Origin of the sequence: Streptococcus sp. 2018162, assembly GCF_019754175.1 — a bacterium.
In the GTDB taxonomy this organism is placed as follows: domain Bacteria; phylum Bacillota; class Bacilli; order Lactobacillales; family Streptococcaceae; genus Streptococcus; species Streptococcus hashimotonensis.
In genome coordinates this window covers 482,758-498,886 of sequence record NZ_JAIJZP010000001.1, presented here as the reverse complement: position 1 = coordinate 498,886, position 16,129 = coordinate 482,758, and the positions used below count along the sequence as shown (strand labels likewise).

The following is a 16,129-nucleotide window of genomic DNA, read 5'->3' as shown; positions in this document are numbered from 1 at the left end:
TAGCTGGTGGGGTGTCACCGTATGGCTCATCGACCGGTGTATCGGTTGGTTTAACTGTCTTATCGTCTGCGATTTCAGTTTCTGTTCCTTCGATAACGTAACGAGCTACTACTGAACCTGTCTTAACAACTGGTGTTTCAACTTTAGTATAGATGTAAACTACAGTCTTCTCACCTTCTTCAACTTCACCTGTTGGTGTTGCGCCTGTTTCATCAACTTTAACAAATGTGTAGCCTTCGAAGTTACCAACTGTTGTTTCATAGGTTGAACCTACTTCACCATCACAAACGACATCAGTTGTATCTGCAAGAACCTCACCTTTATCAGTGATGTGACGAACAAGGACGCTACCTGTCTTAGCAACTGGTGCTTCAACTTTAGTGTAGATGTAAACTACAGTCTTCTCACCTTCTTCAACTTCACCTGTTGGTGTTGCACCTGTTTCATCAACTTTAACAAATGTATAGCCTTCGAAGTTACCAACTGTTGTTTCATAGGTTGAACCTACTTCACCATCACGAACGACATCAGTTGTATCTGCAAGAACCTCACCTTTATCAGTAATGTGACGAACAAGGACGCTACCTGTTTTCTTCTCAACTGGATCTGGTGTATCAACAACTTCTTTGTACTCGTAAGTGATAGTTTGTTCGCCTTCTACAACTGTACCGTTGCTTGAGGCATCGCCTTCATTTGTACGAGTGCGTACAAGTGTATAAGTCTTACCACCAAATGAAATTGTAGTTGGAGGTGTGTCACCGTATGGCTCATCTACTGGCGTATCGGTTGGTTTAACTGTCTTATCATCTGCGATTTCAGTTTCTGTACCTTCGATAACATAACGAGCTACTACTGAACCTGTCTTAACGACTGGTGTTTCTTCTTTTTCTTTGTACTCGTATGTGATAGTTTGTTCACCTTCTACAACTGTACCGTTGCTTGGGGCATCACCTTCATTTGTACGTGTACGAACAAGTTCGTAGGTCTTACCATCTTTTTCGATTGTAGTTGGAGGTGTGTCACCATAAACTTCATCGACTGGGGTATCGGTTGGTTTAACTGTCTTATCGTCTGCGATTTCAGTTTCTGTACCTTCGATAACGTAACGAGCTACGACTGAACCTGTCTTAACGACTGGCGTTTCAACTTTTTCTTTGTACTCGTATGTGATGGTTTGTTCGCCTTCTTTAACAACACCGTTTTCTGGGGCGTCACCTTCATTTGTACGTGTACGAACAAGCTCGTAAGTCTTACCATCTTTTGTGATAGTAGCTGGTGGAGTATCACCGTATGGCTCATCGACTGGTGTATCGGTTGGTTTAACCGTCTTATCGTCTGCGATTTCAGTTTCTGTACCCTCGATAACGTAACGAGCTACGACTGAACCTGTCTTAACAACTGGTGTTTCAACTTTCTCTTTGTACTCGTATGTGATAGTTTGTTCACCTTCTACAACTGTACCGTTGCTTGGAGCATCACCTTCATTTGTACGTGTACGAACAAGTTCGTAGGTCTTACCATCTTTTTCGATTGTTGCTGGAGGTGTGTCACCATATGGCTCATCGACTGGTGTGTCAGTTGGTTTAACTGTCTTATCGTCTGCGATTTCAGTTTCTGTACCCTCGATAACGTAACGAGCTACGACTGAACCTGTCTTAACAACTGGTGTTTCAACTTTCTCTTTGTACTCGTATGTGATAGTTTGTTCACCTTCTACAACTGTACCGTTGCTTGGAGCATCACCTTCATTTGTACGTGTACGAACAAGTTCGTAGGTCTTACCATCTTTTTCGATTGTTGCTGGAGGTGTGTCACCATATGGCTCATCGACTGGTGTGTCAGTTGGTTTAACTGTCTTATCGTCTGCGATTTCAGTTTCTGTACCTTCGATAACGTAACGAGCTACTACTGAACCTGTCTTAACAACTGGTGTTTCAACTTTTTCTTTGTAGACGTAAGTGATTTTTGTTACACCTTCAACAACTTCACCTGTTACTGGAGCAACACCAAATGTTGTCGTTGTTGCAGTAAGGTTATTGTCTTCACCAACTGTACCAACTGTATAAGTACCTGCTGGAACGAGTTCATATGTTTTTCCGTCTTTTTCGATAACTGCTGGTTTTTTAGTTGTACCTGTGATTTGTTCTGCGTTATATGCTGTACCTACAGCAGTACCTTCTGGTGAATCAACGTATTGTTTCTGAAGAACATTACCTTCTGTGTCAACGTAATCAACTACAACTGATCCAGTTTTCACTTCTTGGTATACGTAAGTAACTTTCTTCGTACCTTCAGCAACCTCGCCTGAAACTGCATCTGTTCCCAAATCTTTAGTTGTTACTGTCAAGTTTCCATCAGCTCCAACTGTACCGACAGTGTAGTCACCAGCAGGGACTAATTTGTAAGTCTTACCATCTTTAGTAATCACAGATGGACGCTCTGAAGTGTCTGTTGAAGCTTTTGTACCTGTATCATTTGCTGTATTGTAAGCAGTACCAGGTGCTACATTGGCAGTATCAACAAACTGTGTACCAATCTTGTTTCCGTCTGTATCAACGTAATCAACGATAACTGAACCTTTCACTTCTTCATATACGTAAGTGATTGATTTAGTACCTTCAGCAACTGTACCTGTTGGTGCATCTGTACCGAAGTTAAAGTTTGTACCATTTGCTGCCAAGCTACCGTCAGCTTTTACCGTACCAACTGTTGCAGTTGTATCTTTAGCAACCAACTTGTATGTCTTACCATCTTTGGTAATCACTGCTGGACGCTCAGTTGTAGCATCTGATGCAACTGTTCCTGTATCAACTGCAGTATTGTACTCAGTTCCAACAACTTGGTCAGTTGTATCTTTGTACTCAGTTCCGATTACGTTACCTTCAGTATCAACATAGTTAACAACTACTGAACCGTACTTAGTATTGCTCAAACGAACTGAGAGTCTGAACTGATCGTTATTTGCTGTCCTTCCAGCAGTCTCATATGTTTCATTCCAAAACTTATTATAGCCATTGATACCATCAGCTAGATAGTTATTATTATTTACAAAATAAGCATCCCCTGTGTTATAGGCATCTTTCGAAAATGAAGAAAATGGAGTAGACACATGAGTAAGTTTAAATTTTACCTCTTTTGTCGTTCCAATAACTCGGATTGAACCTGCTCCTGCCGGTGCAAGACGTGGTGATTGTGTATTTCCTGAACCAGTGTGTTGATTCTCGGTAACAACAGAATGATTATACGTATTGCGATCGACAACTGTTATCTTAGTAGGAGTAATCGCCAGGTTTGTTCCTGAACTTGCTGCCTCTAAACTTACTCCCTCGGTCAATAATTCAAGATCCGTTGAGTTAAATGAACCACGAGCATATGTTGTTGAATTAGCCTGACCTAACCCACCTAAGCCAGAGATATCAATTATCGGATTTGTTACAGCTTCACTGAATGTAATCGTTAAAAATCCCTGGTCAACTTTACCATTAAAGTTAAGTTTATCAATTAGCTCTTGGCTTCGCTCAGGAGCTTTAGATATTGGTGTCTGAACCATTACAGCTAAGGCAGGCATAGTAGCCGGTGCCGTCTCTCCTGCAAACATATTAGCAGTGGCGCTATAGACTCCTTGATTGTTTCCTTGCATTACATATACACTACCTGTTTGGTCTGTATTTGTTGGAGTAATTGCAACATGAACTGCTACATTTGAGCCGTCTTTCTTAACAACCGTCGCTGTTGCACTTGAAAATGCCAAATCTGCATCTCGCGGTGTTTGAAGACCACTTGTTATTTTATCACTCAATTCCCATGTTGAATTTATAGCATAGTCTGCCACATCTGCATATACAACTGCTGTTTTCTGTACGACAAGCGTTTCTGTCGCTACACCAGCCATGAATAATGATGCACCGACAGTAACAGAAGCTAATCCACGCTTAAATTTGCGCAATGAGAAATACTCCTGTTTCTTGATCATCTTCTTTGATTGATCTCTAAACATATGTTCTATGTAATCTCCTCTAAATTTTTTGGCACTCCAACTCAAACCGAATGCCTGAATTCCGATTATATCTCTTCTGTCTAATTCCGTCAATGTAACTGGCTCAACCTTATATCGTTTCATTACGTTTTTTCTACAAATACAGCATAGTAATCGCTGTTTTATCGAACTTTAAATCTTTTCAACTTGATTTTTATTCGTTTTTTATTTATACCATCTCCATACTCTTCCTTGTAGATAAAACAATATTTATTAATAAAAAATTAAATTTTTCTGCTATTTTTGAATATATAATCAATACGATAGGGTAAATAGTCAAAACATAGCTTTTCTTTAAGTATTCACCCTTCTTTCTACAACCGTTTTTATTTTTGTTAAAACTAGACTGTGGTTATATAAAATCCGAACATCATTGTTTACACAAAAAACAGATAGAAATCATCCATTGAATAAAACAAACTCCCTACAAAATAGTAGGGAGTCTAATAGCATTAAAAATTACGTCCGTTTTTACCGTAACCGTATTTTTCCATAAAGTCTTGACGGAATTCCAAAAGGTTGTCATCCATGATTGCTTGACGGACATTCTTCATCAAATTAATCAAGAAGTAGAGATTGTGATAACTTGTCAAACGAATACCAAATGTCTCGTCGGCCTTAAGTAAATGGCGGAGATACGCACGTGTATAGTTTTTACATGTGTAGCAATCGCACTCTGGATCTAACGGTGTAAAGTCCTCAGCGAACTGAGCATTTTTCACTACAAGACGTCCACGACTGGTCATACAGGTTCCATTACGCGCAATACGTGTTGGTAATACACAGTCAAACATATCAACCCCACGAATTACGCCATCAATCAAGCTATCTGGTGCTCCAACACCCATGAGGTAGCGTGGTTTATTCTCTGGTAAAAGAGGGGTCGTGAAGTCCAGTACAGCATTCATTTCAGCGTGTGTTTCACCAACAGCCAATCCTCCAATAGAGTAACCTGGAAAATCCATGCTAACCAAATCATGGGCTGATTGGCGACGGAGATCTTCAAAACCAGCACCTTGTACAATACCAAATAAGCCTTGGTCATGCGGACGGCGGTGAGCCTTGAGACCACGTTCTGCCCAACGACTTGTTCTTTCGATGGATTTTTTTACATAGTCATAAGGCTGGTAGAACTGCGGACACTCATCAAAGCTCATCATAATGTCAGAGCCAAGATTGTTCTGAATGGAAATAGCTTTCTCAGGTGATAGGAACATCTTACTACCATTGAGATGGTTTTTGAAGGTCACACCTTCTTCTGAGATATTGCGACTATCCGCCAAAGAATAAACCTGGAAACCACCAGAGTCAGTCAGAATCGGTTGATCCCAATTCATAAACTTGTGCAAACCACCTGCACGCGCCACCAATTCGTCACCTGGACGAAGCCACAAATGATAGGTATTGGATAGAATAATTCCTGAACCCATCGCCTTCAATTCTTCAGGCGACATGGTTTTTACCGTTGCCTGAGTTCCAACTGGCATAAACATGGGGGTTGGAAAGGTCCCGTGTGGGGTAATGATTTCGCCCAAACGTGCACCTGTGTGCTTTTCTTTCTTAATCAAGCGATACTTGATTGGAACATCTGTCATGTTTTATTTACCTCCCGCTAGGAAAAACAGTCCTAGGATATTAGTTCTGGATTCACAGTTCAGCTCTTTCATATCATACATAAAAGCACTTTACTGTGAATACAGTTTCTTAATCTTGCATGGTCTAATCCATCAGAATGTCTTAAATGTTCTCGCTTATTTCAGCGATATTTACCTTGTCTTCTACTTATTTAGTAGTAAATAGATAGGCACATCACAACAAACTGACCAATTACCACAGCACCTTCCAGTCTATCAAAAAAAGCCTAGCTTGTCATCTAGAATTATGTTACAATGTTGGGTAAGGAGGTTATGTAGATGTTTACAATTTCTAATATACGTGAGCGGGCTCGCCAAACACTAAACGAGACACCTGGTATCTATCAAGTGGCCGTCATCCCCGTCACTATTTCTGTTATCGTTCAGTTAATTTCTTTCTCTCGCAATAGCCTTGCTGGAGTGTCGGCTGAGGAACTTGCTAGTCCTAGCTACTTTATTTCTACCTCCTTGTTTCCAATATTTTACGGATTGCTATTAGGACTATTGCACTTATCCATTATATGCACTATATTTCATCTTATCAAAGGGGTAAAAACTTCCACATCATTTAAAGATGCACTGATGATTTTCAATCATAAAGATTTCTGGAAAATCTTTCGAACCTACATTTTAAAAAGTTTCTTGCTCTTCCTTTGGGGACTCCTGTTTTACCTTGGCATCGGTCTACTTATCGGTGCTGGAACGATGATTACAATTATAGCTGCATCCAGTCAAACCTTGGATCCTAATGCGCTTCCTATGGAAATCCTTGCCATACTGGGGCTAATGGCTATGGGAGGTATCCTACTTATCCTTTTAGGGTTGGCTCTTTATATTCCACAAATCTATGCCTACTCACAGGTAGAATATATCTTGTTTGAACAATTAGAACGCGAAGAATATACAAGTGCCTTTTCAATCATTCGGTCTAGCCGAAAGTTGATGAAAGGTTACAAGTTTAAACGCTTTACACTTGATTTATCCTTCATTGGCTGGTTCCTTCTTGTCATTATTACATTTGGCCTGGCTGGTTTATATGTATGGCCGTATCACTATGCTGCCCAAATGCACTTCCATGAAGAAATTTTAGATGATCAGGCTAAGAAAATGAGTTACGTATAAAAGTAAGAGCGATATATGCTCTTATTTTTATACACGCTTTTTATGTTGATATTTAAGAAAAAAATATAGTAATAATTGGTACAAACATTTGGATTGTGTTATACTATGACTGAGGAGCGACAAAGGACTATTTTAGCCTGCTTGGTATTGGAGCAGATTTCTTCCTTTCTATTTTTACGCCATGTGTAGTAATTTGTTCCAATTCTAAGCGTTCCTCACTTAGAGTCATCCAGCAGTTCAATGGTTCATTGAGCTGCTTTTTCGATGAAAAAAGTCGGATAAATATACCCGACTTATTCGTATTGTTCTTTCATTTCAAGATATTCAATCTTGATACATTTATTCATGACAATATCGTTACGACCTGCCTGACGCAACAGTTTTTCTGCTTCTTGACTTTCTAAACCAAGTTGAGCCCAGAAAACTTTGGCGTTCGACTGGATAAATTCCTGTGCTACCTCTGGTAAAAATTCACTTCTACGGAAAACATCTACAATATCAATAGGTTGGTCAATCTCTGCTAGACTACTATAGACTAATTCTCCTAAAATAGTCCCACCAGCAGCCTTGGGATTAACTGGAATAATTTTATAGCCCGCTTCCTGCATGAGCTTGGAAACGCGGTAGGCTGCTGTCTCTTCTCGACTAGACAAACCGACCACCGCAATAGTCTTAGCATTTTTCAAATAGTCAAAGATAATGTCCTGACTAGGATTTTGGAAGGAATAAGACATAGAGACCTCCTTTAATGTATATTAAATGTTAGAATCAATAAAAGTTTAATGAATAAAGGTGCTATAACACAATCTTGTCAGTTTTATCGTCATTTAGTTTTTCTTTTATTACTTCGTTAACTCGCTTTGCCGTACTCCAGTACAGCCTGCAGCTCGTTGCCTACTACTAAAAGTAAACTAAAAGACTATAACTCGTTACTGATTATAGCTTGTCTACCTTAATTATTTTTTAGCAATTTGGTACACGACATCCTTAACTTGCCCGATAACCTTTTTAAGGTTGGTCCGATCTTTATCGGTTCCTGGATCTAAGGAATAATAGATTGAACCCACAACCACGGAGTCATCATAAGCAGCTGTCGATTCCATCCGATAAAAAGTCAGACGAGCTAATTTTTGATCTGTTAATAACTGTCGCCCAACCTGCCATTCCTGACCATTGATTGTGACAACCGTCTTTTCACTGAAAGAATGATTTGTTTCAACCATCCGTGCTTCTAATTCCTCCGGCGTCATATTGCGACCGTCTTCCAATGGAGACTGATTAAAAGCATTGATATTATAGAGTTGGACCATGTAATTGCTGGAACCTTCTTTAACATCATAGACTGCAGCGACTGTCTCATCCTGAGTATTTTCTGCATTAATTGTCCAAGTAGATGGCACATCATAATAACGGAAATATTCCTTGATATTCCCATTTTCATCTTTTTCAGCAACACCATTATTGGCCGCATAAATCTTGTGGCCTTTTTGTGTTTCGTCAGCAGGTGGTGTACTATTAACAGCTACAAGCTCTGCATTTGCTAAAACATTGAACTGTTCGTTCATAGTATCCTGCTTTTCTTGTAAAATCGGTAAAGTGGTTGAAAACTCTTCTCCTGAGGAAGCTGGTGTTTTCTCTGCCTTCTGCGATGTTTTTCCGCAACCTGCGAGCAGAAGACTACATAGACCAATACAAAGAACTATCTTTTTCATACTCTTCCTTTCTTACTTAGCTTCATACCATGTCGGTCCCTCATTTTCATCCGCAATCAATGGTACAGACAGGCTAATCGCCGATTCCATGGTCTCTTTTACCATAGCTTTTACCGTTTCTAGCTCTGCCACTGGGACTTCCAAAATAATCTCATCGTGTACTTGCAATAACATACGTGTCGCAAGACCTACTTCAGTCAAAGCCTTGTCAAGATTAATCATGGCTACTTTGAGAATATCTGCAGCCGAACCTTGAATTGGTGAGTTGATGGCTGTTCGTTCCGCAAAATTACGGACATTGAAATTGCGAGAGTTTATATCTGGTAATTCACGACGGCGTTTGTAAATCGTCTCTACATAACCCTTATCACGTGCCTCACGAACAATGGTTTCCATGTAATTCTTAATTCCTGGGAAGCGTTCAAAATAGGTATCGATATAGGCTTTAGCTTCCTTACGTGTAATCCCCAAGTTATTGGATAGACCGAAATCTGAAATACCATAGACGACACCGAAGTTTACAGCCTTGGCATTCCGACGGTCATTTGGTGTCACATCCTCAGCTTTTTCGATACCGAAGACCCGCATAGCTGTCGAAGTGTGAATATCTGCACCTTGCTGGAAGGCCTCAATCAAATGCTGGTCCTGAGAAATATGAGCCAAGACGCGCAATTCAATCTGTGAATAGTCCGATGCCAAAAGGACACTATTTTCAAGCGATGGCACAAATGCCTTACGAATCAAGCGCCCTTGTTCTAGACGAACAGGAATATTTTGCAAGTTAGGATCCGTCGAAGATAGGCGACCTGTTTGGGTCAAATCCTGTACATAGCGGGTATGAATCTTACCATCTTCTAAAATGGCATCCTGCAAGCCGACTACATAAGTTGATTGAAGCTTGGTAATCTGACGGTATTCCAAGATTTTTGAAACAACTGGTGCAATTGGCGCTAAGCGTTCTAAGACATCCACTGCTGTTGAATAGCCTGTCTTGGTCTTCTTGGTATATTCCAACGGTAGGCCCATATCTTCAAAGAGAATGGTCCCAAGCTGCTTAGGCGAATTGATATTAAATTCCTGACCAGCTAGTTCATAGATTTCCTTGGTCAACTGGTCAATCAAAACTTCGTTTTCAGATTGCATAGCTTTGAGAGTCTCAGCTTCCACCTTAATACCAGCAATCTCCATCTTAGCTAAAACATTTGCCAGTGGCAACTCCATGTCAAACAAAAGATCTAATTGCTGATTTTCTTCTAATTTGGTCAGCATCGGCTCTTCTGTCTCAATCAAAACCTGAACCTTACGTGCCAAGTGTGGGAAAAAGACCTCGCGTTCAGGCAAGTCTAACTTAGCCCCCTTGCCATAAACTGCCTCATCTGGAACAAGACTGGTCTGACCATAGAGGTTGGCAATGGTTGTTAGGGAGTTGTCCTCAACGGTGGAAAGCAAGTATTTGGCTAGACGGCTATCGAAAGTAGCTAGAGGTAGCGTAATCTCTTTTCGGTCTAGAAGAACTTTTCCACGCTTAAAGTCATAGGTTTTTATGGTTTGGTTTTCTAAAAAGTCACGCAAGACTGGACTATCAAGTAGCTCAGGCCCTCCGACATAGATTTTCTCCTTATCCCCCCAAGCTAAACCAACCAAATCCTCTCGGTGATAATTTTCACCCAAGATTTCAAAATAGAAAAACTGGTCTTGTTTGAGCATAGTGGGGCTGATTTCCGTTACGATTTGGAAATCGAGTACCGCTTCCTCTTGCGAGCTGGTCGTACCTAACTGAGCCCTTAATTGCTTGAAGCCCATGTCATCATAAAATTGTCCCAGTTCATCCACCTTAGGACCTTGATAAACAATGTCATCCAGACCAATTTCGATTGGTGCCTGAGTATCAATGGTAGCAAGTGTACGAGATAGGAAGGCCTTCTCCTTATCAGCAATCAGGTTTTCCTTCATCTTAGAAGCCTTCATGCTATCAATGTTTTCGTAGATACCATCCAAAGAACCAAATTCTGTCAGGAGTTTTAGACCTGTTTTTTCACCGATTTTGGTCACGCCAGGGATGTTATCGGACTTATCTCCCATTAGAGCCTTGAGGTCAATAAACTGAGTAGGGGTAATCCCCATTTTTTCCATGAGGTAGGCTGGGGTAAATTCTTCGAATTCGGCAACGCCTTTCTTGGAAATTTCGACTACGGTATTCTCATCAGTCAGCTGGATCAAATCCTTATCACCACTAACAATGGTCACATCGAAAGGAATGTCTGTCCGCTCTGCCATTTTGTCCAAGGTACCGATAATGTCATCTGCCTCATACTGATCCAGTTCGTAATGCTTGACTCCCATGGCATCCAACATCTGACGGATAAAAGGAAACTGCTCACGGAATTCGTCTGGAGTCTTGGCACGACCTGCCTTATAGTCTGCATACATCTCCGTACGGAAAGTGGTCTTTCCAGCATCAAAAGCCACCAAGATATGAGTCGGTTCAATCCGCTTCATCATGTGGTCCAGCATGAGATTGAAGCCGTAGATAGCATTGGTGTGAAGACCTGTCGGACTCTTAAAACGATCAATTTGATTATAAAGTGCAAAGAAAGCACGGAAGGCTACCGAAGAGCCATCGATTAATAATAATTTATTTTTTTTCATGTCTCTATTATAGCATGAAACGTATGTTTTAGTGGACTAGGGAGGGCTGGAATAATAGAAAATCCCAGTCAGTGACTAGGATTTCTCTTTTCGATAATAAATGTTCTTTGCGACTACTAAACTATGTGGTTTTTCATATTCTTGATCTAGGTAAGATTGGTAGGTTCCTGGAGCAATGAAACCGCGCAAGCCTAGGACATCTGTTCCTGCTTGACCGATTACTGAATCAGCCAAAAGGACGCAGTTGGTTGAGAGGACAAAGTAGGTTTTGAATTTTGATTTTTTAAATTTGAAAAGTGCTGCCCCAATTGCCTCTTTCATGCGGTAGGCATACATTTCGATAGGCTGGCCGTCTTGCCTTCTAGAGACCTTTTCCGCACCTGGTTGCCATGGAAGCAGTAAACCTTCTATTTCAGCTAGTCGCGTTTCTACCGCTTTTTCCTGCTCAGAACTCAATGCTAATTGATAGCCCAACATAGTCATTCCTTCTTGGTTACAAAAATCAATGTAGGCCTGACGCTCAGCTTTAAACAAAACTCCGTCACCAATTGCACCACCCAAACGCTCTGACAGGACATCGTATGAACCAAAACCGTAGACCTGCCCTTTGTAACTCAAATCAACATGCCCAACTGCTCCGAACCCTTCTTCTCCAACGTGTACAAAGACTTCTAATGCTGGAAGCTCCGCAATTTCTTTGTGGCGGTTATAGATAGATTGAGCCGTTTGTCCCTTATTATCCGCCAAGTAATCATTGACTTTTTGCAGGGTCATGCGAGGAATCAAAGCTGCTAAAAATAATGGTAGGGGCAGACGGACATGGCGCTTAAGATTTTGTTGCTCAATAGCCTCTTCAAACAAGAAACCATCACGCAGATTAGTTAGTCCGTACAAGACCAGATACCCACCGATGACAATTGTTTGAACAACTAGCTGTGTGCCTGATACAAAGAGAGAGGCGATACCTAACAGGGATAGCCAAACTCCGTCAATCAAAAAACGAATCCGTGGCTGCACCCCATCTTTTCTATATAGATAGAAAGTAATGAAATTAATGACTGCCGTAAAAAGCTGGTAAATCCCTATAAAAATAGCTGCAAAATAGAGAGGAATTTGAATAGCCAAATCAATACTTGCCAAAATTCCAAATAATACTGCTTTTCCCACTAGGGCAAGTACACTTTCACTCGACTTCTTCTTTCTGAAAAATATCATGCTTAATTCATATAAAGCTAAAAAGAATAAACCTGCGTGAACAAATCGAAGAATCAGTCCTGGAAATTGCCAACCAGCAATTAAAAATCCAAGACCGATGAAGACTAAGATCAGACCTTCTCCAACTAATTTCCGACCTGTTAATCCTAAATCACTTATTTTTTTCATGAGATGATTATAGCATACTTCTAGACTTGTGTTTACAGAAAAATCCTAGATACACTAGGATTTTTGAATCGCAAGACTGGCATTCTCTTTTTAAAATTCCTTCCAAACCCAGACTGTGCCTCGCTCTCCTTTTTCAAGGCTCGGGTTAAAACAGTCTATTCCCAGACTGTGCCTCGCTCTCCCATTTCATGGCTCGTGTTAAAACAGTCTATTCCCAGACTGTTTTAATCAACCGACTTCAAGGCCTCCAGCATATCCACCTTTCTAAGATGGTGATTGACGTACCAACCAAGAGCAGCCAAAATTCCACTAATGGCTAAGATAGGAATGAGATAGACTTCTAGTCCGACAGATGGATTGAATCGGATACTGTCCGAACCAATCATGGCAAGAAGGAGCTTGTGGAGATAAATACCGCCAACCAGTCCAACCAACATACCAATCAGCGAAAGGGCAATGGTTTCACGATAGATGTACATGGTCACTTCTTTATTGTGGAAGCCCAGTACCTTGATGGTGGATAATTCACGAATCCGTTCAGACATATTGATAATTGTAAGGTTGTAAAGAATAACCAAGCCAAGCAAGATGGATAGAATGACTAGAATGGTCATGATGGTCTGAAGCGAGCCTGCAATCGTGGTAAGCATGTCTATAAGAGAAGTATTTTGAACCAAACTTCTAACTGCTGGCATCGCTAGGAGTTGACTTGCAAGAGTCTGAATATGCCCCAACTGACTGTCTTTCAACTGAACCAGATAGGCATTAGCAGTCTTCTGCTTGCCGGTCACTTGTTCGTAGTAGCTATCTGTCATATAGATAAAATGCCCTGCGTACATATCAGCCACAGCCTCTACCCTGACTGAAACTTCCTTATCTTCCAAGGTCAGTGATAATTTATCACCAACTGAAACTCCGTAGATTTGCGCCAATTTTTCTGTAAGAACAATCCCCCTATCACTCAGTTTAATAGGATGACCTGTCGAACTTTCCAGACTAACTTGATTTCCAAAATCCCGACGGTCTGAAATGTAGAGACTAATCGATAGATTCTTTCTCTGACCGTTTTCTTCCACCGTTTGATTGAGCTGTTCAAAAGCCACTGGCAAGGATTGGCGAACCTGATCTGACTGAAGAAAATGTGTTAACTTATCCAACTCTTCCTCAGTAGCTCTGCTATTTTCCACCACCAACATATCATAATGGATCAGCTCTCCAAACTGTCGTTGGACAACTCCTGAAATAGAGGAACGGATACCCAGTCCTCCAAAAAGAAGGGCGACGGTCCCTGCTACTCCAAAGATGGTCATAAGCATACGAAGCTTGTAGCGGAAGATATTGCGGGCTGTCACCTTATGGGTAAAGCTTAGACGAGACCAGATAGCCGGCCATTTTTCGAGCCAAATGCTGGAGCCTGTAACCGGTGGCTTAGGTAAAAGTAGCTGAGCAGGTTTTTCTGTCAGTTCCCGACGAGCCACCAAGTAAGCTGGCAGGACCGAGGAAGCCAGAGACAGGAGCAAGGCTAAACCTGTCCAAAGGGGATAAAAATGAAGTTTAGCTGGTCCTATCACGGTTGTCTGCGTAATAATGTTGGAAATAAGTGGAGACAAGAGGAGATTACCTGCTATTATGCCGACTATTGTTCCTGCCAGACCTGCCGCCAAACCATAGAGAATGAACTTAGCCATAATCTGTCTATTCGTATAGCCAAGGGCCTTGAAGAGACCTGACTGGGTTCGCTCTTCGTCGACAAAACGGGCCATGGTGGTAAAGGTCACTAGAGCTGCGACAAGGTAGAGAACAACTGGAAAGACGTTACCCACTGCCGCAATAGACCTAGTCGCATTGCTATAGGTAGTATAGCCATCCCCACCTGGTAGGCTTGTTCGAGTATAGACCTGATAAGGCGCTTTTTCCAGCTTACTTAAGTCGGATTTAGCCTGAGCAATCTCGGTTTGAGCTTGGCTAATTTCTTGATCGGCCGAAGCTTTCTTTTCAGAAAATTGGGATTGAGCTTGACTTAACTCTTTATCAGCCTCCTCCAAACGGAGTTCTTCCTGACGGAGCAGTTGATTTGAAGACTCTAACTGACTCAGTCCCCATTCATAGTCTTCTACTCCTTTATTGTAGGCTGCAATGCCTTGTTCATACTGACTCAAACCTGCTTGATAACGGGCCAAACCTGCCTGATATTCTTGATTCCAAGTTTGGTACTGGGCTAGATTGCTATTGTATTCATTTTGTTTGGTTTGATAGTAATCATAACCTTGTAAATAGGCTTGGTTGGCCTGCTCATGTGCAGATTCCATTTGGTCTAATCGGCTTTTCTCAACATCCAAACCTTCCTGTCTAGCTAACAAGTCAGGATAGTCTGAGAGGGTTTGACCTTCTTGCAAGTGATTGGCAATTTCAAGGTCTAACTCTTGCTGAGCTTGAAACCAACTAGCTCGCCCTGTGGAAATTTGAGATGCGGTCTGACTCAGTTGGGCATTTTGGGAATCCAATTCTTGTTTGGCCTTTTCTAACTGCTGGGCTGACGTTTCTAATTCCATCTGATAGCCGTCTAGAAACGAAGCAGTCTGTTCTAATTGAGCCTTACGCCCGTCCAATTCCTTTTTACTTTCTTCCAATTCAAACTTATTTTTTAATAGTTGGGCTTGGGCAGCTCGTAATTCAGCTTCCGTTTGGACAACCTTAGCCCTACCACGCGCAAACTCTCTACGACCTGTCGCTAATTGCTCCTCCCCTGTTTCCAGTTCTGACTCTGCCTGTTCAAGCTGGGATTGAGCCTGAGCAATTTCCTCTTCCCCTTTTGAAATATCTGTCTGTCCATCTGACTGAATAGCTGCCAATCGTTGTTCATCATTGTTAGCCAATAACTTTTCTAAGTCTTCTTGGTGCTGGTCCAACCTGTCTTGATAGGCCTGACTGTAATATGGTAAATCAACCAAATCATCATAGCGAATACGGGCAATAGTGTAAACTTCTGATTTGAAGGTATCCTGACTAACAAGGCCATAGCCACCTAACTGCCCATCACCACTTGCAGCCATGCCCATGGTTTCATTGTCCCAAATTTCTGCTGATGCGACAAAGCCCACAAGAGTAAAACTTGTCTGTGTCAAGATTTTTCCATCCTTATCAGACTCCGTCACTTGAACAGTATCGTCCAATTTATAACGATTTTTTAAAGAAGCTGATAGGGCTATTTGCCCCTTTTGACTGGGCATTTCCCCTTCTACTAGCTTATAGGTCGATAGGGTCTTGGGAGCTGAAAACAGCCGAATTGCAGTCTGTCCTTCATTAGTAACCACATCTTTAAAGTAGCCTGCTTCAAGAGTAACACCTTCTATCGTTTCTAATTCGTCAAGGTCAGCTTGACTAAGTCCCAGACCTGAAATTACTGCCAAATCCATCGTTCGATGACTGGCTATATAGGCTTGGGCCGTCTTTTCCATATTGGGAGCTGTTACTTTCAGACCTGTCAAAGCTAGAGCTCCTAGCATCATCAGGCTAAATATGGACAAAAAACGCCCCTTGGAAGAAAGCAGAGATTGTCTCATATCCTTCCAGTAGATTTTCTTTTTCATAGT

Annotated in this window: 8 protein-coding genes; 1 reads left to right on the top strand and 7 read right to left on the bottom strand. The window is 41.4% G+C overall.

Features of this window, described 5'->3' with window-relative positions:
• Together K5Q22_RS02355 and tgt are read right to left on the bottom strand one after the other, a co-directional pair.
• Positions 1–3,946 (bottom strand): MucBP domain-containing protein (locus tag K5Q22_RS02355; protein ID WP_205013252.1); only part of this gene is annotated, 3,946 nt, incomplete at its 3' end.
• Between the two features lie 542 nt (positions 3,947–4,488).
• The gene (gene tgt / locus K5Q22_RS02350; protein WP_024414817.1) at positions 4,489–5,631 is read right to left on the bottom strand and encodes a tRNA guanosine(34) transglycosylase Tgt; all 1,143 of its coding nucleotides are present in this window, start codon (positions 5,629–5,631) and stop codon (positions 4,489–4,491) included.
• Between the two features lie 318 nt (positions 5,632–5,949).
• Here tgt and K5Q22_RS02345 point away from each other — a divergent pair, with 318 nt between their 5' ends.
• The gene (locus K5Q22_RS02345) at positions 5,950–6,792 is read left to right on the top strand and encodes a DUF975 family protein (protein ID WP_172078858.1); all 843 of its coding nucleotides are present in this window, start codon (positions 5,950–5,952) and stop codon (positions 6,790–6,792) included.
• Positions 6,793–7,085: 293 nt separating this feature from the next.
• Here the strand turns inward: K5Q22_RS02345 and K5Q22_RS02340 are convergent, their stop codons facing one another.
• From K5Q22_RS02340 to K5Q22_RS02320, 5 genes are all read right to left on the bottom strand, one after another.
• The gene (locus K5Q22_RS02340) at positions 7,086–7,526 is read right to left on the bottom strand and encodes a CoA-binding protein (protein WP_044693088.1); all 441 of its coding nucleotides are present in this window, start codon (positions 7,524–7,526) and stop codon (positions 7,086–7,088) included.
• 222 nt (positions 7,527–7,748) lie between these two features.
• Positions 7,749–8,504: a glucose-6-phosphate isomerase gene (locus K5Q22_RS02335; protein WP_205013253.1), complete on the bottom strand. Its 756-nt coding sequence runs from the start codon at positions 8,502–8,504 to the stop codon at positions 7,749–7,751.
• A 12-nt stretch (positions 8,505–8,516) separates the two neighbouring features.
• Positions 8,517–11,153, bottom strand: coding sequence for a DNA polymerase I (gene polA, locus K5Q22_RS02330; RefSeq protein ID WP_205013254.1), 2,637 nt, complete (start codon positions 11,151–11,153; stop codon positions 8,517–8,519).
• Between the two features lie 75 nt (positions 11,154–11,228).
• Positions 11,229–12,536 carry a hypothetical protein gene (locus tag K5Q22_RS02325; RefSeq protein ID WP_205013255.1) on the bottom strand — a complete coding sequence of 436 codons (1,308 nt, stop codon included), beginning with the start codon at positions 12,534–12,536 and terminating at the stop codon, positions 11,229–11,231.
• A gap of 224 nt (positions 12,537–12,760) precedes the next feature.
• The gene (locus K5Q22_RS02320; RefSeq protein ID WP_239514811.1) at positions 12,761–16,126 is read right to left on the bottom strand and encodes an FtsX-like permease family protein; all 3,366 of its coding nucleotides are present in this window, start codon (positions 16,124–16,126) and stop codon (positions 12,761–12,763) included.
• Positions 16,127–16,129 lie beyond the last annotated feature (3 nt).

Coding starts and splice junctions, on each gene's coding strand:
- K5Q22_RS02320 (WP_239514811.1), bottom strand. CDS start 16,126: ATGAAAAAGAAAATCTACTGGAAGGATATGAGACAATCTCTGCTTTCT.
- K5Q22_RS02340 (WP_044693088.1), bottom strand. CDS start 7,526: ATGTCTTATTCCTTCCAAAATCCTAGTCAGGACATTATCTTTGACTAT.
- K5Q22_RS02335 (WP_205013253.1), bottom strand. CDS start 8,504: ATGAAAAAGATAGTTCTTTGTATTGGTCTATGTAGTCTTCTGCTCGCA.
- tgt (WP_024414817.1), bottom strand. CDS start 5,631: ATGACAGATGTTCCAATCAAGTATCGCTTGATTAAGAAAGAAAAGCAC.
- polA (WP_205013254.1), bottom strand. CDS start 11,153: ATGAAAAAAAATAAATTATTATTAATCGATGGCTCTTCGGTAGCCTTC.
- K5Q22_RS02345 (WP_172078858.1), top strand. CDS start 5,950: ATGTTTACAATTTCTAATATACGTGAGCGGGCTCGCCAAACACTAAAC.
- K5Q22_RS02325 (WP_205013255.1), bottom strand. CDS start 12,536: ATGAAAAAAATAAGTGATTTAGGATTAACAGGTCGGAAATTAGTTGGA.